Genomic DNA, 21,702 nt, shown 5'->3' with positions numbered 1-21,702 from the left:
GAAACAATCTCCGTTCGTGATAATTTCATTGAAAGAAAGGTTGTTAGAAATGAGCATTAATGAAGAAATAGAAAGAAGATTTGTTAGGCTGTCAAAAGGCCAGCGTAAAGTTGCGCAATTTGTTATGAGTAACCCTACAGTTGTAATAGGTAATGGAGCAGCAGAAGTTGGTAGACAAGCGAATGTTAGTGAATCAACAGTTATTCGTTTTTGTTATGCGATGGATTTGATGGGCTATGTCGAGCTTCAAGACAAGGTCAGAAGCTATTTAATGACTCAAAATGGTGGTGAGAGTCCTCAACCTACATATTTTTCAAGTAAGCGGAATATTCCAAGTTTCGGTAAGGTGATGCAACGCGATATTCAAAATATTCAAGAGACGATTCATTTGATTAACGATAATATGCTTCAAAAAAGCTCAAAGTGGATGCATGAAGCAGAGAACGTTTATATTTTAGGTACTCGTCAAGCTGCGTCCATTGCAAATTGGTTATCGTATACAATGAAAACTTTACGTCCAAATGTAAAACAGCTTCGCTCAGAATCCGAGGATATCGTACAACAAATTAACAGTATAGGGGAGCAGACGACATTAATAGTTTTTGCAGGGGACAAGTATTCAAACGACATTCAAACGATTGTAGAAATTGCCAAGAAGAAAAAAGCTAAAATTATTGCTATTACTGGTTCGGCGTTGTCTTCTATTCGGGAATATGCAAGTGCATTATTTACACTAAGTCTGAAAAAGCAATCTTCATTGGATGTTATTCCAGTAGTATTTTCGTTTTTACATGCGCTAATTGAGGAAATGGTTAATCAGGATAAAGCACAATATGAGAAATACCAGCAATCATATGAGCAATTAGAAAATAATTTGTTATTCTTAGATGCAGCAAGAGAGAAGCAAGTTTTCTAAACATTTTACAACGCGTAGAAAACGTAAAATCTGATTTATGCTACACATAAAAAAGATGTCCAAATAAGTTTTAGACATCCTTGAAAAAGAAGCTTATAAAATTTTACTTAAGCTATATTCGTTAATAAAGGTATCATTTAATTTAATAGCATTTTGTCGGATACCTTCTTGCTGAAAATCTAATTTTTTAAACAGCTGTAAAGCACAATCATTATGTTCCATAACAGATGCTTCTAAGCGTGAAATATCCCGCTGTTTAGACCATTGTTCAACTGCTTTCATCAGCTCTGAACCAATACCTTGTCGTTGATGCTCTTCCTTAACAGCTAGGCGGACTGATGCAACATGCTTAGTTTTAGAATGTTTATAGCCATGGATAACGGCATAACCAGCAAAATTACCATTTAATATACAAAGTAAAATTGTACGGTTTTTTAATTGTTTCCAATTGCTTAAATCTTTACGTAGCTGTTGAACTGTGAGGTCTAATTCATTTTCCCTGTTATACATGAAGTCAGTTTGTTGGAAAATTTCTTCTTGCAAATGAATAAATGATCTGGCATCTGATGCTTCAATTGCTCGAATTATGTATGCAGATGGGTTTTCGTCATCTTTAGAAATATTACTCGTAGTCTTCATTTGTGTACGCGAGAAAGATACACTGGTACCGAGTTTAACATCAATGACATAGTAGCCTGCATTTGTCCATGACAAATAGTGAGAGAGAGGGGGCTTTGTTTTCTTCCACCAGCTCCTATTCAAGTAAGCTGCATTTGGCAAGGCTTGTCCCATAATGTTTTCGAGTTCGCTAAATGATAAAGTAATTTCTTGTTGTAAAGCTACTTCAAAATAATTTGCTAAAGGAATATACTTTTTTTCCATCTTCTTTGTCATCGTGATCCCCATTTCCTGTATATCCTAATATATATATAGACTACCTGATAATAGCATAAAATTATGGTTTCTTAAATACGAAAACACAACTATATATCTATTTATAGTAAAAAAATTTTATAAACTACGTATTATTACTATTAAGTGTTATAAATAGGATGTTATTAACAGATAAATATATTAAATTCAATAATAACCCATAATTAGTTTTAATGGGTGATTTTTGGACTACCACCGTGAAGTGAGGTTGATTTTCCGTTCAGACTGTGCGCTTTCCTCGGGGCGTCCATTCTTCACCTCAATTAACTAATTCACATGACATAGATTTCAACAAGTAGTCTCCTAGAGTTTCCAACTTTTGTAGCTTCTTTTATGGTAGGGAAAGTAAGTAAGAGATCAACTATTTTATAATAGTAAATCTTAACTTCTTTCAGCGGTTGTCCAAACATCCGCTGCCGCTACGCTTTCAAGCGATAAACATTTGTTGACCTAAAGGCGTCACTCCTTTCCGATTCCGAACGCAACTATGCCAAGGCATAATATTGGTAGTAGATCCTTTATAGATAAACTTTCACTTTATATCATGTTTGCTCATAAGGTATGGTAAAATAAAATATAAATGTTATTGCCATTTAGGAGGAATAATTTCAATGAGTAAAGTTTTAGTTTTTGGTCATAAAAATCCAGATACAGACACAATTACATCTGCAATTGTATATGCATATTTAAAACAGCAAATTGGCGTTGATGCTGAAGCGGTACGCCTTGGAGAAGTAAATAACGAAACTCAATTTGCTTTAGATAAATTTGGCTTTGAGGCACCTCGTTTAATCTCATCAGTAGTTGGAGAAGCAGAAAAAGTAATCCTTGTAGACCACAATGAATTCCAGCAATCTGCTGATGGCATTGAAGAGGTACAAATTACGGAGGTTATTGATCATCACCGTATTGCCAACTTTCAAACGGCTGATCCACTATACTACCGTGCAGAACCTGTAGGCTGTACTGCAACGATTTTAAACAAAATCTTCAAAGAGCATGGCGTAGCAATTCCTGCAAACATTGCTGGATTAATGCTTTCTGCTATCGTTTCTGATACATTATTATTCAAATCACCAACTTGCACTGAGCAAGATGTAAAAGCTGCTGAGGAGCTAGCAAAACTTGCAGGTGTTGATGCCGCTGAATACGGTTTAGCAATGCTTAAAGCAGGTGCTGATCTTTCAGATAAATCATTAGAAGATCTTTTATCATTAGATGCAAAAGAATTCCAATTCGGTGAATATAAATCTGTAGTAGCTCAAGTAAACGCTGTCGATATTAACGATGTACTTGGTCGCCAAGAGGACTTAGAAATTTTATTAAATAAAAATGTTGCGGAAAATGGTTTAGATTTATTCTTCTTTGTTGTAACAGATATTTTAAACAATGATTCAACAGCAGTTGCAGTTGGACAAGTAGCAGAGGCTGCAGCAAAAGGATTTGGTGCGGAGCTTGTGAATAATCGCGTTCTTTTACCAGGTGTTGTATCTCGTAAAAAACAAATCGTTCCAGTTTTAACTGAGGCATTGAAATAATGAGGAAGAGGTTGCCCTGAAAAAGGCAGCCTCTTTTTTTAATCTAGTTTTAATGGGTGTACAGCAGGACCTTCAAGAACTTCTCCTTTGGCATTAAAACGCGAGCCGTGACACGGGCAATCCCATGTTTCGTCGGCTTCATTCCATTTTGTTTTACAACCTAAATGCGTGCAAGTTGGTGTATTTGCGTGTTTCACATAACCCGCCACGAACTCCTTGGCTACAAAGCCTCCTACCTTTAGCATTTGCATAAACTGAGCCCCGAATTTTGTACGTGCTGGAGAATAAAGAGGCACTGCACCATCCTCATTCCTTGCTCCTGTTATTAGGGATGATAAGATATCCCCCGCTACAAAAGAATTGGAAATTCCCCATTTTCGATAGCCAGTTGCAATGAAAACATTAGGCAAGGATGGTGTAATTCTGCCAACATAAGGGACCATATCAGGTGTTTCAATGTCCTGCGCGGACCAGCGATAGATTGCCTCCTGATCGAAATGTGCCTTCATTTCATTTTGAATGGCCTCATAATAGGGCTCCGTATTAGTCGTTTCACCTGCAATATGATTAGCTCCGCCTAACACTAGATAGTGCTCGTCGTTAATAGTAGCTGTCCGAATAGAGCGAGTAGGATTATCTACGCATAAATATTGACCTTGTAGTGTATCGGTAATTTTACTAGCAACCATATAGGAGCGACTATTAGAAAGTTTAAAAAGCTGAAGTCCTCTAAAGGCTTCGATTGGATAGTGTGTGCACAAAATAAGCTTGTTGTATTGAACCGACATATTGTTTGCGGTATGTAAGCTATTCTGAGGTATATTTAATTGCTGAACACGGGTATTTGTGTAGATTTTTGCGCCCATTGATAATGCTTCTTTCACAAGGAAATTACAAGCTTCTACAGGGTGTATTTGAGCCTGTTGGGACATACTAAGTGCTTTTGTAACTGGGAAGGGAAGCTCTGTATCAGAAGTGATTTTCGCCTTAATATTTAATACTTTATAGGCATTCCATTCTTTTAATAATTGGGCATAGCCTTCTTTTGTTTGACAATAAAGCAAGGAATCTACTTGTTGAATACTTTCTTTAGGGAGTAACTGTAATGCTTTCTCTACAGCTATTTGGTTGAGCTGATAATAGAGTCGTGCCTCATCTACAGAAAGTTTTTCAATAAGGTTGGCATAAACTAAGCTATGCTGTGCAGTTAATTTTCCTGTTGAATTACCAGTTGTACCATGACCGATATGGGAATTTGCTTCAAGCAAGACCACATCTACTCCTGATTTTGCTAAGACATATGCTGTATATAGTCCAGTCAATCCTCCACCAATTATACATACATCACAAGTTGTTGATGCAGGGAGCGATGGTAGCGAAATGGGATTAATTGTTCCGAGCCAAAGAGATTGTGTCATACATAACCCTCACATTGTTTTTACGTACAGTATGTAGATTGATTTGAAAATTTATGCAATCAAGCTTAAAAATTGCCTTGCTGTATTTACTATCGCTACAATGTAGCAAAAGGAGCGTGACTACTTATGAAAATTGAAATCTGGTCAGATTATGTATGTCCATTTTGTTATATTGGTAAAAAGCAACTAGAGCAGGCGATTCAGGATACGGGTTTTGCAGGGCAGGTAGAGCTCGTTTATAAAAGCTATCAACTTGACTCAACAACACCCGTGGATACGAATGTGTCTACGTATGAAGCATTGGCGAAAAAGTATGGAATGTCGCTAGAAAAAGCGAAGGAAATGACGCAAGGTGTTGCTGCTCGCGCTAAAGAAGTTGGTCTAGATTTTAACTTTGATAATTCAATGGAGGAAAATACATTAAAAGCGCATCGTCTAGTAAAATGGGCACAACAACAAGGCGATATTACAGCACTTGTCGAAGCACTATTATACAGTTATTTTATTGAAGAAAAGCGTATTGGTCAGGATGATGTATTAATCGATATTGCTGAGCAAGTAGGTCTGAACCGTGAAGAAGTTGCAAAGGTTCTATCTAACGATGATTTTGAAATAGACGTAGAGACTGATATACAAGAAGGGCTACAGCTTGGCGTAAGGGGGGTACCGTTCTTTGTGTTAAATCGTAAGTATGGTATTTCTGGGGCACAACCTCAAGAAGTATTTGAAGAAACTTTACGTAAAGTTGCTGAGGAAGAGGGCTTACTACCAGGATTAAAGATGGCAGGCTCAGAAGATGGGGGAGTATGTACCGATGATAGTTGTAAGTTTTAATTCTGATGGAGAAAGGTAACAACAAATGTTTTTTTCTGTGCGAAAGCGAAGCGATAGCAACAAAGCGCCCAGTTGGAATGGAAATCAACTTTACGTTATGGTGTAAATATTGAATCAACTATATTTCGGTCAAAAGTCTGAGTTTACTAACGTTGACTTTTTTCGTAAATTTTTTTAATATACTTATATATCTTGAATTCGAGATATTAAACTTTGGTTTTAAGGGAGAATTTATATAATGAATGTATTAGTAGTAAAAGCTAACAACCGACCAGATGGTATTTCAACAAAAATGTTTGACACATTTATGGAAAATGTAGAAGGTGTAAATGTAACGACTTTTGACGTATTTGCAGAAGATATGCCTTATTTCGGTCAAGATCTTTTCAATGCTTTTGGTAAAGTTCAAAGCGGTGAAGCGTTAACTGACATTGAATCACGTCTTTTAGCAGCAAAACAAAAAGCTATGGATGCTTTAACTGCAGCTGATGTTGTTGTATTTGCTTTCCCACTTTGGAACTTAACAATCCCAGCGAAATTACAAACTTTCATTGACTATGTATTCCAAGCTGGTTATACATTTAAATATAATGAAAACGGTCAATTAGAAGGCTTAATGACTGACAAAAAAGTAGTTATTTTAAATGCTCGTGGTGGTTACTATTCTGCACCTGAAGCACAACCAATGGAAATGTCAGTTAACTACATTAAAAATGTTGTTGGCATGTTCGGTATGGAAATTATCGAAGAGGTTATCATTGAAGGTCATAACGCGTCACAAGATAAAGCACAAGAAATTATTGCAAATGGCCTAGAAGCGGTTAAAAAAGTAGCTCAATCTTTACAAACTGTAAATGCATAATAAAGTAATTTTTAATAAAAGTTCTCTCTAAATTGAGAGGACTTTTTTTATTGCTTTCTTAGAGGTATGGTAATGATGAAGAGGTCTAAAATATTGATAGTATGCGCTTATTGTAGATTTACATTTAATAACATCACATTGTGTGAAATAAAAATGAAATGATATTAATCTATCGTTTTTGAGTAAAGTGTTTTGTTATTTGGTTAAAAATACATACAATTAGGACTATTCGTTCAGTTAATAAAGTAATTAGTATAATATAATAGGAATCGTAGGAAAATATTAGAGTTTTAAGGAGGGTTTTTCATGAATAAGAAATTAATTACTAAATTCTTGGCTATGTTACTTGTTCTATTCACGGTCTTACCATTTGGACTATCCGCAAATGCTGCATCAAACGATGTAACACGCGGGGATTATGTGAAAGAATTAGTAGAAAGCTTAAATGTAGAGCTAGGTGATGGTTCCAAAATTGCCTTTACTGACGTCTCTAAGGATTTAGCCCCGTATGTAGAAAAAGCAGTAGAATTGAAGCTTATTAAAGGTAAAACTGCGACATTGTTTGGTCCAAATGATAAATTGACACGTCAACAAGCATTTGTTATTTCTGCTCGTGGATTAGTCAATGAAAACGCTCCGCTTTCTGTATTAGATCAGTTTAAAGATGCAGATCAAGTTGCAACAACACATAAGCAAGATATAGCAAATGCCGTTGCTGCAAACATATTACAAGGCTTTGAAGATAACACAATTCGTCCTGATGATTATGTAACAACTGAGCAAATGCAAAGTATTATTGAACGCTTTGTAGCCGAATACAAATTACCTACAACTAAAGTAGATCTTCAAATTTTAGGAACAACAGATATTCATACAAACCTTGCAAATTATAATTATTTCTTAGATACTGAATCAGCTGATATAGGTTTAGCAAACACAGCAACATTAATTGAACAAGCCCGTGCTGAGAATCCAAACACATTATTATTTGATAATGGCGATTTAATTCAAGGAACGCCACTAGGATCTTATAAAGCGTTGGAGAGCGTTTTAAAGCCAGGTGAAGTTCATCCAGCGATTGCAGCACTAAATGCACTGAAATATGATGGTGGAACTTTAGGGAACCATGAGTTCAACTATGGTTTAGAGTTTTTAGATGAAGTATTAAATGATGCAAAATATCCAGTCGTAAATGCAAACACCTACGACGCTAAAACAAAAGAGCGTATGTATACACCTTATGTAATTCTTGATAAAGAGGTTGTCGACAATAAAGGTAAAAAGCACACACTTAAAGTTGGCGTTACAGGTATCGTACCTACTAAAATTGTTGAATGGGATGCTATTCATTTAGCAGGCAAAGTTGAAATGCAAGAACCAGTTGAAGCGGTGAAAGAGGTTGTACCAGCAATGCAAAAAGCAGGTGCAGACGTAATTGTGGTACTTTCACACTCAGGTATTGGTGAGGATACTTACGTAAAAGGTAACGAGAACGTAGGATACCAAATTTCTGAGATTGAAGGGGTAGACGCTTTAATTACAGGTCACTCTCATTTAACATTTCCAGGTGACTATAAAAATCTTAAAAATGTTGATCAAGAAAAAGGGACAATTAACGGAGTACCTACTGTAATGGCAGGAAGCTATGGTAGCTATCTTGGAGTCATTGATTTAAAACTAGAACAACAAGGCTCTAAATGGGGTGTAGTGAATGGGCAAGGCTCTATCCGTTCTATTAAACAAGAAGGCTTACAACCATCTAAAACAGTTTTAAATGTAATTAAAGAAGCGCATGAAGGTACGTTGAAGTATATACGTCAGCCTGTTGGTGAGACAACTGCACCAATCCAAAGCTACTTCTCGATGGTTCAAGATGATCCTTCTATTCAAATTGTGACACAAGCTCAAAAATGGTTTATTGAAAAAGAGTTAAAAGGTACTGTTGATGAAAACACACCAATACTTTCTGCTGGTGCCCCTTTCAAGGCAGGCTCTCGTAATAACCCTACAGATTACACAAACATTCCTGTAGGTCCGCTTGCGATTAAAAATATGGCAGACATCTATTATTACGATAATACTGTTGCAACGATTAAAGTAACAGGTGCACAAGCAATTGAATGGTTAGAAATGGCTGCTGGTATTTTTGCAACAATTGATCCAAATAAAACGGAAGAGCAAAATATTATTGACCCAGAAGCACGTTCTTACAATTTTGACGTATTAGATGGTTTAACCTATCAAATCGATATAACATCTCCGGCGAAATATGATAGTCGAGGTATTCTGGTAGATAAAAAAGCAAATCGTATTAAAAACGTACAATACAACGGTAAACCAATCGATTTAAATCAAGAATTTATCATCATTACGAACAATTACCGCGTGGGTGGTTCTTATGGTACCACATTTAAAAATACAGATGGCTCTAATATAACAAACTATGCTTATGAAAACCGTCAAGCTGTCATTGATTACGTTATGGAAAATAAAACAATTAATCCTGCTGCGGATAACAACTGGTCATTTGTACCATTCCCAGCCAATACAAAAATAATTTACAACTCTGCTAAGGATGCACAAAAAGCCATTCCTGCAGGTAGTAATATCGAATATTTAGGAGATACAGAAGGCGGCTTTGGTAAATATTTAATTAAGTAATAATGAAATGTTAAAAGGAGAGTGCGTTGTTAAACGCTACTCTCCTTTTTTTGTCGCTCAAATGCATGATAACGTGTTCCTTGAAATGATAATAAGCCAAAATCATCTTCTGCAAGCTGTCCATAATCACGACCATTCATTTTTAATTCTAGACGATCGCCACTTTGTACTTCGAACGTTACATAGTACGATGTATAGGCACTAGAGTTACCAGAACCTCCACTAGTATTCGAACGTTTTGTTACGACTTTAGCGGGTACTGTTAATAATGGTTCATTGTTGTTTTTCGTCCATTGTAAGATATTTTTAATAATAGTAAATGCTATAATACCGAACACGATAAAAAACATTATTGAAATAATACTAGGTACAAAAGTGAATTCATCAAACCCAACCATAAAATGGCCTCCAATCTATGAAATATTGTGCCTGAAGTCGTTATAAAGGCGGATGTCACGGAATTCAGAAAGGAATCAAGCATAAAGCCGATTCCGGACGAATTGTTTATCTGTAGCGAAAGCAAAGCGACAGCTACAATTATGCCGAGGCATAATTGATTAGTTAAATCTCCATATATAGCAAACTTCTTATCTTCTAGTTTTTCAATATATGTATATCCTCATATGTCGTACAGAAAAGCCAATAGTTGAATGACTAAGATCATCGTTAGAAAAGACGGTTAAACCAATATCTTACAAGAATGATAAAATAAACAATTCGGATATTCAATGAGTTTTTAGAAAAAATGAGAGAATATTACATTGATAAAAGTTCATTTTGTGAATGTTTAAAATGAAACCTTAAACCGTATGACAGTTTTGTTAATATAACATCTGAACCGTACGTTACCTTTTCTTTACAAAGGGTTACAACAATGGAAGGAGTCATAATAATAAAATCATGCGCATCTATATAGAAGTAAGTTGCCATTTTCAATGCAAATATTAAACGACCCTTACTCTCCTCTAATCGAACGGTCATGGCTAATTTCTATGGCATCATTAGTTATAAGGACAAAGTTAGATAAGGTAGTAGTTACCTACTTTAACGTTGAATCTAAATCAAATCCAAAAATGCTCATAAGTTACAATTAGTAATTAAATTAAAAAAAGTAAACAAATTATCGTTAGTAAATAAGTTACTTTAAATTTACTTTTTTAAAAATAATCGTTACAATAGAGTACATAAGAGGTGAAAAAAATGAATGAGTCAAATTTATGTCCGCGTTTAGCTAAAGCAATGGATTTAATTGGGAAGCGCTGGACAGGGCTAATTTTATATCAATTATTAGACGGACCACAGCGCTTCAATGAGATAGAGTCTTCATTACCTGTAAGCGGTCGTTTATTATCCGAACGTTTAAAAGAGCTAGAAAAAGAAGGGCTTGTAGAACGAAAAGTATATTCAGAGGTACCGGTACGTGTTGAGTATTCTTTGACGGATAAAGGTTGGGCATTAGAAGGAGCAATTCGTAATATCGAATCATGGGCATCTAGTTGGCTTTAAATTGTGAAGTCAATCTCGAAATTTCTGATGGATAGATAAACATTGGACATATGTAATACTAATGACTATGAATTTTCTTTATCCTATTCATCATCTCTGCTGGGACTCTCGCTACCCGTTAAGGCGAGAAAAAAATAACCTTCATTTTACTTGTCAAATTGGGGTTCTAAATCCATACTAGTGTAGAGTAAGAAGGACGTTAGAAAGGAATTAGCTCTCATGACAAAAGAACAATGGGCAGCGGATTTAGCACAGAGCGTTAATCCGGCCAATATTAAGTTAGATGAATCATTACAACAATATACTATGACAAAATTAGGCGGTAAAGCGGATGTTTTCGTTCTCGTTGAAACAGAGGAAGAGGCAGCGACAGTTATTCGCTATGCCCATAAGAATAATATACCTTTATTAATGTTAGGTAATGGATCTAATATGGTCGTTCGTGATGGCGGTCAACGAGGGATCGTTGTAACATTTTCATTTTTAGATGAGATTCGCATTAATGGCGACCATGTTTACGCGCAAAGCGGTGCGCTTATTAAGGATGTATCGAAACTGGCTGCGGCAGCATCTTTAACAGGTTTTGAATTTGCATGTGGTATTCCTGGTTCAGTTGGTGGAGCTATGGCAATGAATGCAGGTGCATATGGCGGTGAAATTAAGGATATTATTATTTCTTCGAAAGTATTAACAAAAGAAGGCGAAATTTTAATATTATCGAAAGATGAACTTGAACTTAGTTATCGTCGTAGTATCATTGCCAAGAAGGGGTATTATGTAATATCATCCGAATTTCAATTAGCAAAAGGTGTACAGGAAGAAATTGATGCAAAAATTGCTGATTTAACGTTTCAGCGAGAATCTAAGCAACCGTTAGAATACCCATCTGCAGGAAGTGTTTTTAAGCGCCCACCAGGTCACTTTGCTGGCAAGCTTATTCAAGATAGTGGCTTACAAGGAAAAGGCGTAGGTGATGCAGAAGTATCAACGAAGCATGCAGGCTTTATTGTTAATAAAGGTAATGCGACGGCTACTGACTATATTGCAACAATCCAAATGGTACAACGAGTAGTGAAAGAAAAGTTTGGCATCGACTTAGAAACAGAAGTAAAAATCGTTGGTGACGACTTATAGGATACTACGCCCTTCGCTAATGGTGGAGGGCGTTTTTATGAGGAGTGAAACAGAAAATGAAGTTTATATCATGGAATGTTAATGGAATTAGAGCCTGCTTAGGTAAAGGGTTTTTAGATTTCTTCAATCATGTAGATGCAGATTTTTTCTGTATTCAAGAAACAAAGTGTCAGGCTGAACAAGTGGAGATTCCTCTTGAGGGATATGAGCAATATTGGAATTATGCAGAGAAGAAAGGTTATTCAGGTACAGCCATCTTTACAAAACATACCCCACTTGCAGTACGTTATGGTGTTGGTGACGATGAATCGCAGGGAGAGGGGAGAATTATTACACTAGAGTATGAAGATTTTTACTTAGTGAATGTTTATACCCCGAATTCACAGCGTGATTTAGCTAGACTACCTCTTCGTTTAGAATGGGAGGATCGATTAGCGTTATATTTAAAAGAGTTAGATTCTAAGAAGCCTATAGTCTACTGCGGTGATTTAAACGTTGCACATATGGACATTGATTTAAAAAATGCGAAGTCTAATGTTGGTAATTCAGGTTTTACATATGAAGAACGTGAAAAAATGACGGAGCTATTGGCAAGTGGTTTTGTAGATTCATTCCGCTACATGTATCCAGATACAACGGATCACTATACATGGTGGTCTTATATGAATAAAGTACGCGAGCGTAATATCGGATGGCGTATTGACTACTTTATTGTTTCTGAGAGACTAAAGAACAACATAAATGAGGCTAGCATTCATTCACATATTATGGGTAGTGATCATTGTCCGATTGAATTACAGCTAAATAACTAGTTTTTAAGAATCGTATTTTCTAAAAGGAGATACGATTTTTTTATACTGCAACGCAATTAATGACACCCGCTGAAAGAAGTTATTTTAAAAGGATTTGAAAGCGGGCAAAAGAATATATTGCAAAAAGGGGGTCGGGATATGAGAAAGTTTACGTGGAAAAAGTGGCTACTGGCTATAGCGGGATTTTTAGCTGTAGTAGCTATTGTCGCATTTATTGGATTTACATGGTTTATGAATAAATCAAAACCAGTAATTGCTGGAGAGCTTTCGTTGAACGTGCTAGATGAAGATGTAACTGTCACAAGGGATGACAAGGGTATCCCTCATATTTTTGCAAAGACAGATGCAGATTTGTATCGTGCACAAGGCTATGTTCAAGCGCAAGATCGACTGTTTCAAATGGATTTAGCGCGAAGACAAGCAAGTGGTCGTTTGTCGGAAATAATCGGTGAGGCAACTATTGATACTGACAAACATTTCCGAACGTTTAGCTTGCGTGAGGCAGCTGAAAAATCATTATCTATCTATGATACAGAAAGTAGACAGGTACTTGAGTGGTTTGCAGATGGCGTCAATGCTTTTATTACACAGGCTAAGAAAAATAATACATTAAGCTATGAATTTGCATTACTAGGCTACGAACCGGAGGAATGGTCCGTTGTGGACTCTCTTACTATTGGTAAATATATGGCCTATGACTTAGGCGGTAATTGGAATACGCTTGCGTTCCGTCATTGGGCTTTACAAAACTTTGGTGAAGAAAAAGCTAAAGAATTATTTATAAAGTATCCTGAAAACGCTTCATCTATTATCAAGGCAAATAAAGAAAATCCCGTAGCCGTGGCAGGGCATTTTAAGACAGAGCTGTTGCCAAATGAATTTAACGGCAGTAATAACTGGGTTGTATCGGGGAAGAAAACAAAAAACGGTACGCCAATTTTAGCAGATGATCCACATTTAGGGTTAAGTACACCATCTATTTGGTATCAAATGCATCTGCAATCTCCTGAGCAAAATGTGAGTGGCGTAATCTTTGCGGGTGTCCCGGGCATTATTTTAGGTCACAACGATAACATTGCATGGGGTGTAACAAATGTTGGACCTGATGTACAGGATTTATATATTGAAATACCAAATCCGAATAATCTGACACAGTTCCGCTATGATGGCAAGTGGGAGCAAGCAGAGGTGCGTAATGAACCGATAAAGGTAAAGGACGGAGAAACGGTAGATTTTAATGTCGTTGTCACACGTCACGGCCCAATCATGACAGGTTTAGCTTTTAAAGATACTGAGCCTACAGCACAGTTTTCGATGCAGTGGACGGCACTGCAACCAACGCCAGAACTTCGTGCAGTGTTAGGCTTTAATAAGTCAAAATCCTGGAGTGAATTTGAAAAAGCATTAGAGGATTTTAAGGCACCAGCTCAAAATTTCGTTTTTGCATCAAAGGATGGCACAATTGCGTATAAAGCGAATGGTCAAATTCCGATTCGAAAACAAGGGGACGGGCAATTGCCGGTACCGGGTGATTCTAGTGACTATGGGTGGGAGGGCTTTATCCCGTGGGATGAGCTTCCGACTGTAGTAAACCCAGATGAAGGCTTTATTGCAACAGCGAATAATGAAGTTATTGGGGAAGAATATCCTTATCATATAACAGATTTCTGGGCACAGCCTTATCGTTATGAACGGATTAAGGAAGTTTTAGCGGCGAATGACTCTTTAACAGTGGAAGACATAATGAAATTACAAATGGATCAGCATAACCTATATGCTCGTGAGTTTTTACCATATTTATTAACATCAATAAAAACACAAGATCAGGATGAAAAATATAAAGATGTTATTAAATTATTAGAGAATTGGGACATGGTAGATGCAAAGGATTCAGGGGCGCCATTAGTGTTCCATACATTAATGGAAAAGTTACAGGAAGTGTTATTTAAGGATCAGATGCCAGAAGATATGTATGACTTAATGTATGGGAAATTTAATATTACAGACCAGCTTTTACGTACAGCTTATGCCGATAAGAATAGCATATGGATTGATGAGCAGGGTGGAGTGGATGCAACAGTTTACAAGGCGTTAGAGCTCACTGTCGCACAAATAGAAAATCACTTCGGCAAAAACGTATCGAAATGGAAATGGGGTAACTTCCATCAGCTTACCTTTGACCATACATTAGGTAAAGCTTCACCGATTTTTGCAGCATATTTTAATGCTAAAAAGGTTCCTATTGGTGGTTCAAAGGTTACTGTTCAGGCTGCTGATAATGACTTAGCTGGAAATGTTAATCATGGAGCATCATGGCGCTTTGTTGTTGATGTTGGAGATTTAAGTTCAGCCTATCATATTGTTGGTCCCGGACAGAGTGGACATGTAAAATCAGCTTGGTATCAAGATCAAGTAATGGATTGGGCTAATGGAGATTATCATCAAACGTTTGTGAGAAAAGAAGATATTAAAGGTAAAACGTTGCGATTAAAAGCCAAATAGGATGAAAGGCTATAAGAATCTAATGCGTTTTTATATTATGACAATAAAAATTCCTTTCTATTTTCGAGTAGAAAGGAATTTTTTTTTGTTTTAAATGGGTTTGAAACTATTTATTTTTCACATTGAAGTGATAGATTTTTTGCTTGTATATAAAGATATTTTTTAAAGCTGTGATATAAATCATTTACATTCAAATATTCGTTTGAATATGATGGAATATTATGTTATATTGAAAACAATCAAACAAACATTTGAATGAGGTGATGAAAAATGGCAAAAGAAGTATGTGAAATAACACATGTTGATGAAGAAGCTGTCATTAAGGTACAACAGCAAATGCCAGATCTATCAAGAGTAGCAAAATTTTTAAAGGCATTATCCGATGAAACAAGACTTAAAATTGCGTATGCCTTAACGGTCAAAGATGAATTATGTGTTTGCGATGTTGCTTCCATTATCGGCTCTTCAGTAGCAACAGCATCGCATCATTTACGATATTTGAAAGATAATAATTTAGCGAAATCATATCGTAAAGGAAAGCAAGTGTACTACTCTTTAGCTGATGAGCATGTGTATCAAATTGTAACGATTGCCTACGAACATGTGAAAGAGGGGATTGTAAATGACAGCGACACCAACTAAACAAGAATACAGGCTACAAAACTTATCCTGTGCAAGCTGTGCAGCAAAATTCGAAAAAAACGTGAAGGCTATTCCCGAAGTCCAGGATGCACAAGTGAATTTTGGTGCTTCTAAAATAATGGTTATTGGTAATATTGACGTTGACCAGCTTGAAGAAGCAGGTGCCTTCGACGGCATAAAAGTATCCCAATCAACAGTAAGAACAATTGAAAAATCAACACCTTTTTATCGAAAAACAGAAAATATATTAGCTGGAATCTCCTTGCTATTCATAGTGCTTGGGTATGTGTTTGGAGCAATGCGAAGTGAAACTGAGCCACTCACTATTGGGATGTTTATTATCGCGATTCTAGTTGGGGGAATTGGCATTTTTAAAACAGGTTTCCGCAATCTAGCGCGCTTTGAATTTGATATGAAGACGCTGATGACCATTGCGGTAATCGGTGCAGCCATTATAGGAGAATGGGAAGAAGCGGCTGTAGTTGTCTTTTTATTCGCTGTAAGTGAAGCACTTGAAGCGTATTCAATGGATAAGGCGCGTCAATCAATTCGTCAGCTAATGGATATAGCTCCACCAACAGCAACGATAAAGCGAGCACATGGCGAACATTTCCATGAGATGGAGTTACCAACGGAGGAGATTGAGATTGGTGACATTTTAATCGTTAAACCTGGTCAGAAGATTGCTATGGACGGAATTGTAGTTAGTGGATTGTCAGCAGTGAATCAGGCAGCGATTACAGGTGAATCTATTCCGGTCAGTAAAACAGTCGATGACGAAGTATTTGCAGGAACATTAAATGAAGAAGGTGCCCTAGAGGTTCGTGTGACAAAGCGAGTAGAGGACACAACAATTTCAAAAATCATTCATCTTGTTGAAGAAGCTCAGGCAGAAAAAGCACCTTCGCAGCAATTCGTTGATCGCTTTGCGAAATACTACACGCCTGCAATTATGATTGTAGCTTTACTTGTAGCGGTTATCCCTCCTTTATTTATAGGTGATTGGCAACATTGGATTTACCAAGGATTAGCTGTCCTTGTTGTAGGCTGTCCATGTGCATTAGTCGTTTCTACACCAGTTGCTATTGTTACGGCAATCGGGAATGCAGCTAGACAAGGTGTTCTTATTAAAGGCGGAATTCATTTAGAGCAACTTGGTCATATAGAAGCAATAGCATTTGACAAGACAGGAACACTTACAAAAGGTCAACCTGCTGTAACGGATATTTTTACATCGCAAAATATGTCTAAGGATTATGTTTTACAGCTAGTAGCGGCCGTTGAAAAGCAATCACAGCATCCATTAGCTAAAGCAATTTTACAGGCATTGCATGAGGAAAATTTAACAGAGTTTATACCAACAGACTTTCAATCCGTAACAGGAAAGGGTGCCTACGCAACAGTAGACGGTCAAATAATCTATGTAGGAAGCTTAAAATGGATTGCTACATTAACGACTGTTGATGAAATGATAAAAGAACAGGTTGAAAAACTTCAACAACAGGGGAAAACAGTTGTAGCAGCTGTTAGTAATAATCAGTTTATAGGGATGATTGGTATTGCTGATCAATTACGTCAAGAAAGTAAAGAAGTGTTGAATAAATTAAATGGTTTAAAAGTGAAACATAAAGTTATGCTAACAGGTGATGCAAAGCCAACAGCACAGGCAATTGCAACTTCCTTAAATATGACAGATGTGAGAGCAAGTTTATTACCAGCAGAAAAATTAATGGCCATTAAAGATTTACGTGCACAGTATGGTGCAGTAGCGATGGTAGGAGATGGTGTTAATGATGCACCTGCACTTGCCTCAGCCGATGTCGGTATTGCAATGGGAGGTGCTGGCACTGATGCAGCACTAGAAACTGCGGATATCGCATTAATGGGCGATGATTTAACGAAGCTTCCTTATACGATTGGCTTAAGTAGGAAAACATTACGCATCATAAAAGAGAACATTATATTTGCCTTAGCCCTAAAATTAGTTGCTTTGTTACTCGTTATCCCGGGATGGCTAACATTATGGATTGCTATCTTTGCAGATATGGGTGCTACGTTACTAGTTGTGTTTAACTCATTGCGATTAATCAAAACTAAGAAATGGTGAATAAGATATAACCTGAAGGAAGGGTGCAGGAAATGAAATCATTCAAAGGAGCTAGTAATATGTTTTGATATAGATGCTACTAGCGTTTCTTGAAAAAAAGCTTCGTTAACGTTATTATGGTTTCAGGAATAATGTAACAATTAAATATAAATGAGGCGAAGGTTTGAATATGTCAGATCCTATTTTAGTAAATGTTACAGAGGAAATTGTACGTGGTTTAGTAAGTTTTCTACTACGAGGACCGGAATATCAAACATTTTGTAAATGTGAAATCTGTGAACTTGACACAGTGGCACTTACACTAAATGCATTGCCTAGCAAGTATGTTACATCTATGGAAACCCGAGATGAAGCATTTAGAATGATGAATACTCCTGAAAATATTGAACGAATCAATAAAGAGATTATTCATGCATTACATGTGGTAAATAAGCATCCTCGACATAAGGAAGAGCCAACTTCTATATGAAGTTGGCTCTTCATGTTTTTGAAAAACAAAATAGTCGGGGAAATCTTAGTGAATGATGTGATGATTTAAATGAGGGTGATTTCCGTTCCAGGCTACTCACTTTCCAGTGGGAGAGTGACTCCGCTATTATTGCCGCTGCCACTGCGCTTTCGCACAGATATAACCCAATTGCTAATGTTTCGTTTTATCTCAATAAATTAGAGTAAAATGCCAGAAAATAAACGCTATGTGAAATGGTTGATTGTAGTGGAGACTGGGCGACTCCTTGGGGATCAGCGTCACAGATGAGACCCTGGAGCGAGCAACGCGAGTGAAGCGGCTCATCGGACGCCCCCAGGAAAGCGCCCAGTCGGAACGGAAATCAACCCCTCGCTTTGCCAAAGACAATACTTATTTAAAGATACCATAATATTCATCGCCACAAATTTTCCAACAACACGGGAGCCAACATATGAAGTTGGTTCTTTTTAGGTTGCGCATGTATTGTTTTTCTGGCATATGTATTTTCAGTTAACTTTTAAGGCAAGCTTGTAGTAAACTAGAGAGTAAGAAAAGGAAAGAGAGGGAAAAGGATATGCCAACACCTAGTATGGAGGACCATATCGAACAAATATACTTATTAATTACAAATAAAGGGTATGCTCGTGTGTCTGACATTGCTGAAGCATTATCTGTTCTTCCTTCTTCTGTTACAAAAATGGTTCAAAAATTAGATAAAGATGGTTATTTAGTTTATGAAAAATACCGTGGCCTTACATTGACGCCTAAAGGAGAAAAGCTTGGAAAACGTCTTGTACTGCGCCATGAGCTTCTAGAGCAATTTTTGCGAATCATTGGTGTAGATGAAGAGCGAATTTACGATGATGTTGAAGGAATTGAACATCATTTAAGTTGGAACTCAATCGATCGAATTGCGGATCTTGTGCAAGTAATGGAAGAAAATCCGGACATCGTTAAAAAACTAGAGGCATCTAGAACACATCATAATTTCTAAAGTTTTTGTGAAAATGATGGTAAGAGGGAAAGGAAGACAATATGAACGAATTAAAATCAGGTGAAGTTGTTACGTTAACTGTTTTAGAACAACAAGCATCGAAATGGATCTTAACAAATGGAGTTGACGAACTACCCTTAAATGCTTCAGAGGTAACAGAGCCACTTGCAATAGGTGACCGCCTTGAAGTATTTTTATTTGCGGATCGTCGTGGCGATTTAGCGGCTACAACAGCTATTCCGGCTTTCGTACAAGGGGAATATGGCTGGGCTCGTGTGCTAAAAGTAGTCGAGCACGAAGGGGCTTTTGTAGATATCGGTACTTCACGCGAGGTGCTAGTAAAAGCTGAAGATTTACCTGCAGTAAAAGAGCTTTGGCCAGCACCAGGCGACCATTTATTTATGACATTACGCACAGATCGCAATGGTGATTTATTTGGACGTTTAGCAACTGAAGAAAAAATTTCGGAATTATATGAAGGTGCATTTGAAGAATTGCACAATAAAAACATTAAGGCGCGTCCATATCGTTTATTACCAGTGGGCTCATTTTTATTAGGTGTGGAGACCCCGTACCGTATTTTTGTTCATGAGTCAGAGCGTAATGCAGAACCTCGTCTTGGACAAGACGTAGAAGTTCGTATTATTGATGTGAAAGATGATGGTTCAATGAATGGTTCACTTTTACCACGTAAACATGAGCGTCTGTCAGATGATGCACAAAGAATTTTAAATTATCTACAAGAGGTAGGGGGCAAAATGCCATTTGGCGATAAATCCTCACCTGATGAAGTGCAAGAAATGTTTAAAATGAGTAAAGGTGCATTTAAACGAGCGTTAGGTACGCTTATGAAAGCTGGTAAGGTGAAACAGCAGGACGGTTGGACAGAGGAAATTTAATTTCTTTCAGCAATTATTATGTAGCAAAAGCAAAGCGTCAGCTATAGATGTTTTATGTGACGGGCAGTTACAATTGTTTTTTTGTTATAAGATGAAATTAAAGAAAATGACGAGAGCTGCTTTGAAACCTTCTCGTCTTTTTTTCGTACTAATTATTACTTACCTTCTTTTAGTGTGAGGTCAAACATCTGCTGAAAGAAGGTCAAGCCTCGGGCAGATGTCGCGGAATCGGAAAGAAATTCTTTTTGCAAGCATAAAGCTGAATCCGGACGCATTGTTTATCTGTAGCAACAGCGGCAAATGTTTACTGCGCGACAGCGGTAAGTATGCCGAGGCAGAATTGATTGGCAAACATTATACAGGCCAAATGAGTTATCTAACGAAAGGGGTCACACAATTTGAAAAACACGTGGATAAAAATACTAACGGCGACTATGTTAGTATTTGGCGTGATGGCACCAGCAACAAGTTTTGCAGCTGATAATACGCCACCTAAAGCAATTGATGAAAAACTAGGAGCACCAATCGTCGTATACGGTGCAAACTTATCCGAGACTGAAAAAGAGTCTGTTAAAAAGTCATTAAAAGTCAATGAAGAGCCTGAAGTTGAAGAAATAACAGTTTCAGGTCAAGACTTAACTAAATATATTAAAGATAGTAATTCTAGCTCTCGTATGTATTCTTCTGCCAAAATTACGCGCAAAAATGCAGGAGAAGGCTTAGTTATTGAAATTGTTACACCGTCAAATATTACACAGGTTACTTCTGAAATGTATGCCAATGCCATGCTAACTGCAGGTATTGAAGATGCAATAGTACAGGTGGCTGCGCCTAAGGCAGTAACAGGCCATTCAGCGCTAGTGGGAATATATAAAGCTTACGAAGTAACAACAGGTGAAAAGCTAGATACTGATCGTACAGATGTTGCAAATGATGAACTATCAGTAGCAACTACTCTAACGCAATCGGCAGGCGTGGACGATGCTAAGGTTGCGGAATTACTAACGGAAATCAAAAAAGAAATTGCAGAATCGAAGCCAGCAAGTAAAGAAGAAGTTGAAAAGATTGTGCAAGAGCAATTAAACAAGCTTGAAATTAATTTAAGTGACAAGGACCGTCAATTGCTAGTTGATTTGATGAATAAAATTAGTAAACTAGACATTGATTTTGGTAAATGGTCTAAACAATTAGATGATATTAGCAATACGATTAAAGATAAATTTGGATCACTGATGGAAGATAAAGGATTCTGGGAAAGTGTGAAAAATTTCTTTGCTAATTTAAAGGATACAATTGCATCATGGTTTAATTAATTCAGAAAAGAATCTGTAACACTTTCTCTTGATTACTAGAGAAAGGTAACAGATTCTTTTATTTTCATGAGGGCACTGAAAAACTTACGTTTTCATAAAAGCGAACCTTTCTCAGATAAAAATAAGGCACTTCTTGTTCGATTTTGAACAGGAAGCGCCTTA

General features: G+C 37.0%; 18 protein-coding genes. 15 read left to right on the top strand and 3 right to left on the bottom strand.

Features of this window, described 5'->3' with window-relative positions; all coding sequences use genetic code 11:
• Nucleotides 1–49 precede the first annotated feature (49 nt).
• Nucleotides 50–916, top strand: a complete 867-nt coding sequence (locus ACIPKN_RS25150; protein ID WP_400941471.1) for a MurR/RpiR family transcriptional regulator — start codon at nt 50–52, stop codon at nt 914–916.
• A 93-nt stretch (nt 917–1,009) separates the two neighbouring features.
• Here the strand turns inward: ACIPKN_RS25150 and ACIPKN_RS25145 are convergent, their stop codons facing one another.
• Complete coding sequence (locus tag ACIPKN_RS25145) at nt 1,010–1,810, bottom strand: GNAT family N-acetyltransferase (protein ID WP_400941468.1); 801 nt, start codon at nt 1,808–1,810, stop codon at nt 1,010–1,012.
• 650 nt (nt 1,811–2,460) lie between these two features.
• Between ACIPKN_RS25145 and ACIPKN_RS25140 the strand changes: the two genes are divergently transcribed.
• A complete protein-coding gene (locus ACIPKN_RS25140) occupies nt 2,461–3,387 on the top strand; it encodes a manganese-dependent inorganic pyrophosphatase (protein ID WP_400941466.1) in 927 nt (308 codons plus the stop codon).
• A gap of 38 nt (nt 3,388–3,425) precedes the next feature.
• Here the strand turns inward: ACIPKN_RS25140 and ACIPKN_RS25135 are convergent, their stop codons facing one another.
• Nucleotides 3,426–4,805: an FAD-dependent oxidoreductase gene (locus ACIPKN_RS25135; protein ID WP_400941464.1), complete on the bottom strand. Its 1,380-nt coding sequence runs from the start codon at nt 4,803–4,805 to the stop codon at nt 3,426–3,428.
• A 126-nt stretch (nt 4,806–4,931) separates the two neighbouring features.
• Between ACIPKN_RS25135 and ACIPKN_RS25130 the strand changes: the two genes are divergently transcribed.
• The 3 genes from ACIPKN_RS25130 to ACIPKN_RS25120 all read left to right on the top strand — a co-directional run bounded on the left by ACIPKN_RS25130 (nt 4,932) and on the right by ACIPKN_RS25120 (nt 9,162).
• Complete coding sequence (locus ACIPKN_RS25130; protein WP_400941462.1) at nt 4,932–5,639, top strand: DsbA family oxidoreductase; 708 nt, start codon at nt 4,932–4,934, stop codon at nt 5,637–5,639.
• A 238-nt stretch (nt 5,640–5,877) separates the two neighbouring features.
• Nucleotides 5,878–6,501, top strand: a complete 624-nt coding sequence (locus ACIPKN_RS25125; protein WP_400941460.1) for an FMN-dependent NADH-azoreductase — start codon at nt 5,878–5,880, stop codon at nt 6,499–6,501.
• A gap of 306 nt (nt 6,502–6,807) precedes the next feature.
• The gene (locus ACIPKN_RS25120) at nt 6,808–9,162 is read left to right on the top strand and encodes a bifunctional 2',3'-cyclic-nucleotide 2'-phosphodiesterase/3'-nucleotidase (protein ID WP_400941457.1); all 2,355 of its coding nucleotides are present in this window, start codon (nt 6,808–6,810) and stop codon (nt 9,160–9,162) included.
• A 29-nt stretch (nt 9,163–9,191) separates the two neighbouring features.
• On the opposite strand, the gene ACIPKN_RS25115 is transcribed toward ACIPKN_RS25120, so the two are convergent.
• Nucleotides 9,192–9,560, bottom strand: a complete 369-nt coding sequence (locus ACIPKN_RS25115; protein WP_400941455.1) for a DUF2500 domain-containing protein — start codon at nt 9,558–9,560, stop codon at nt 9,192–9,194.
• Nucleotides 9,561–10,362: 802 nt separating this feature from the next.
• On the opposite strand from ACIPKN_RS25115, the gene ACIPKN_RS25110 reads away from it, so the two are divergent.
• From ACIPKN_RS25110 to ACIPKN_RS25065, 10 genes are all read left to right on the top strand, one after another.
• Nucleotides 10,363–10,668 carry a winged helix-turn-helix transcriptional regulator gene (locus tag ACIPKN_RS25110; RefSeq protein ID WP_142508525.1) on the top strand — a complete coding sequence of 102 codons (306 nt, stop codon included), beginning with the start codon at nt 10,363–10,365 and terminating at the stop codon, nt 10,666–10,668.
• 219 nt (nt 10,669–10,887) lie between these two features.
• Nucleotides 10,888–11,802: a UDP-N-acetylmuramate dehydrogenase gene (murB, locus tag ACIPKN_RS25105; RefSeq protein ID WP_400941452.1), complete on the top strand. Its 915-nt coding sequence runs from the start codon at nt 10,888–10,890 to the stop codon at nt 11,800–11,802.
• Between the two features lie 56 nt (nt 11,803–11,858).
• Complete coding sequence (locus tag ACIPKN_RS25100; protein ID WP_400941449.1) at nt 11,859–12,614, top strand: exodeoxyribonuclease III; 756 nt, start codon at nt 11,859–11,861, stop codon at nt 12,612–12,614.
• 138 nt (nt 12,615–12,752) lie between these two features.
• Complete coding sequence (locus ACIPKN_RS25095; RefSeq protein WP_400941447.1) at nt 12,753–15,116, top strand: penicillin acylase family protein; 2,364 nt, start codon at nt 12,753–12,755, stop codon at nt 15,114–15,116.
• Nucleotides 15,117–15,386: 270 nt separating this feature from the next.
• A complete protein-coding gene (locus ACIPKN_RS25090; protein WP_400941445.1) occupies nt 15,387–15,758 on the top strand; it encodes an ArsR/SmtB family transcription factor in 372 nt (123 codons plus the stop codon).
• A complete protein-coding gene (locus ACIPKN_RS25085) occupies nt 15,739–17,865 on the top strand; it encodes a heavy metal translocating P-type ATPase (RefSeq protein ID WP_400941442.1) in 2,127 nt (708 codons plus the stop codon). The genes ACIPKN_RS25090 and ACIPKN_RS25085 overlap by 20 nt, the downstream gene beginning before the upstream one ends.
• A gap of 169 nt (nt 17,866–18,034) precedes the next feature.
• Nucleotides 18,035–18,334, top strand: a complete 300-nt coding sequence (locus ACIPKN_RS25080; protein ID WP_371873368.1) for a late competence development ComFB family protein — start codon at nt 18,035–18,037, stop codon at nt 18,332–18,334.
• Nucleotides 18,335–18,908: 574 nt separating this feature from the next.
• Nucleotides 18,909–19,328, top strand: a complete 420-nt coding sequence (gene mntR, locus ACIPKN_RS25075; protein WP_132361580.1) for a transcriptional regulator MntR — start codon at nt 18,909–18,911, stop codon at nt 19,326–19,328.
• A gap of 41 nt (nt 19,329–19,369) precedes the next feature.
• Nucleotides 19,370–20,227: a CvfB family protein gene (locus tag ACIPKN_RS25070; protein WP_142508518.1), complete on the top strand. Its 858-nt coding sequence runs from the start codon at nt 19,370–19,372 to the stop codon at nt 20,225–20,227.
• Nucleotides 20,228–20,625: 398 nt separating this feature from the next.
• On the top strand, nt 20,626–21,540 hold the full coding sequence (locus ACIPKN_RS25065; RefSeq protein ID WP_142508517.1) for a DUF1002 domain-containing protein: 915 nt from the start codon (nt 20,626–20,628) through the stop codon (nt 21,538–21,540).
• Nucleotides 21,541–21,702 lie beyond the last annotated feature (162 nt).

It is taken from the genome of Lysinibacillus sp. NPDC086135, assembly GCF_044746345.1.
GTDB lineage: Bacteria > Bacillota > Bacilli > Bacillales_A > Planococcaceae > Lysinibacillus.
Note: the sequence above shows the minus strand (reverse complement) of the source record. Positions and strands in the feature narration are given on the sequence as shown.

What these genes read in the sequence shown, in the direction of transcription:
- ACIPKN_RS25150 (WP_400941471.1), top strand. Translation starts at nt 50, where the DNA reads ATGAGCATTAATGAAGAAATAGAAAGAAGATTTGTTAGGCTGTCAAAA.
- ACIPKN_RS25145 (WP_400941468.1), bottom strand. Translation starts at nt 1,810, where the DNA reads ATGACAAAGAAGATGGAAAAAAAGTATATTCCTTTAGCAAATTATTTT.
- ACIPKN_RS25140 (WP_400941466.1), top strand. Translation starts at nt 2,461, where the DNA reads ATGAGTAAAGTTTTAGTTTTTGGTCATAAAAATCCAGATACAGACACA.
- ACIPKN_RS25135 (WP_400941464.1), bottom strand. Translation starts at nt 4,805, where the DNA reads ATGACACAATCTCTTTGGCTCGGAACAATTAATCCCATTTCGCTACCA.
- ACIPKN_RS25130 (WP_400941462.1), top strand. Translation starts at nt 4,932, where the DNA reads ATGAAAATTGAAATCTGGTCAGATTATGTATGTCCATTTTGTTATATT.
- ACIPKN_RS25125 (WP_400941460.1), top strand. Translation starts at nt 5,878, where the DNA reads ATGAATGTATTAGTAGTAAAAGCTAACAACCGACCAGATGGTATTTCA.
- ACIPKN_RS25120 (WP_400941457.1), top strand. Translation starts at nt 6,808, where the DNA reads ATGAATAAGAAATTAATTACTAAATTCTTGGCTATGTTACTTGTTCTA.
- ACIPKN_RS25115 (WP_400941455.1), bottom strand. Translation starts at nt 9,560, where the DNA reads ATGGTTGGGTTTGATGAATTCACTTTTGTACCTAGTATTATTTCAATA.
- ACIPKN_RS25110 (WP_142508525.1), top strand. Translation starts at nt 10,363, where the DNA reads ATGAATGAGTCAAATTTATGTCCGCGTTTAGCTAAAGCAATGGATTTA.
- murB (WP_400941452.1), top strand. Translation starts at nt 10,888, where the DNA reads ATGACAAAAGAACAATGGGCAGCGGATTTAGCACAGAGCGTTAATCCG.
- ACIPKN_RS25100 (WP_400941449.1), top strand. Translation starts at nt 11,859, where the DNA reads ATGAAGTTTATATCATGGAATGTTAATGGAATTAGAGCCTGCTTAGGT.
- ACIPKN_RS25095 (WP_400941447.1), top strand. Translation starts at nt 12,753, where the DNA reads ATGAGAAAGTTTACGTGGAAAAAGTGGCTACTGGCTATAGCGGGATTT.
- ACIPKN_RS25090 (WP_400941445.1), top strand. Translation starts at nt 15,387, where the DNA reads ATGGCAAAAGAAGTATGTGAAATAACACATGTTGATGAAGAAGCTGTC.
- ACIPKN_RS25085 (WP_400941442.1), top strand. Translation starts at nt 15,739, where the DNA reads ATGACAGCGACACCAACTAAACAAGAATACAGGCTACAAAACTTATCC.
- ACIPKN_RS25080 (WP_371873368.1), top strand. Translation starts at nt 18,035, where the DNA reads ATGTCAGATCCTATTTTAGTAAATGTTACAGAGGAAATTGTACGTGGT.
- mntR (WP_132361580.1), top strand. Translation starts at nt 18,909, where the DNA reads ATGCCAACACCTAGTATGGAGGACCATATCGAACAAATATACTTATTA.
- ACIPKN_RS25070 (WP_142508518.1), top strand. Translation starts at nt 19,370, where the DNA reads ATGAACGAATTAAAATCAGGTGAAGTTGTTACGTTAACTGTTTTAGAA.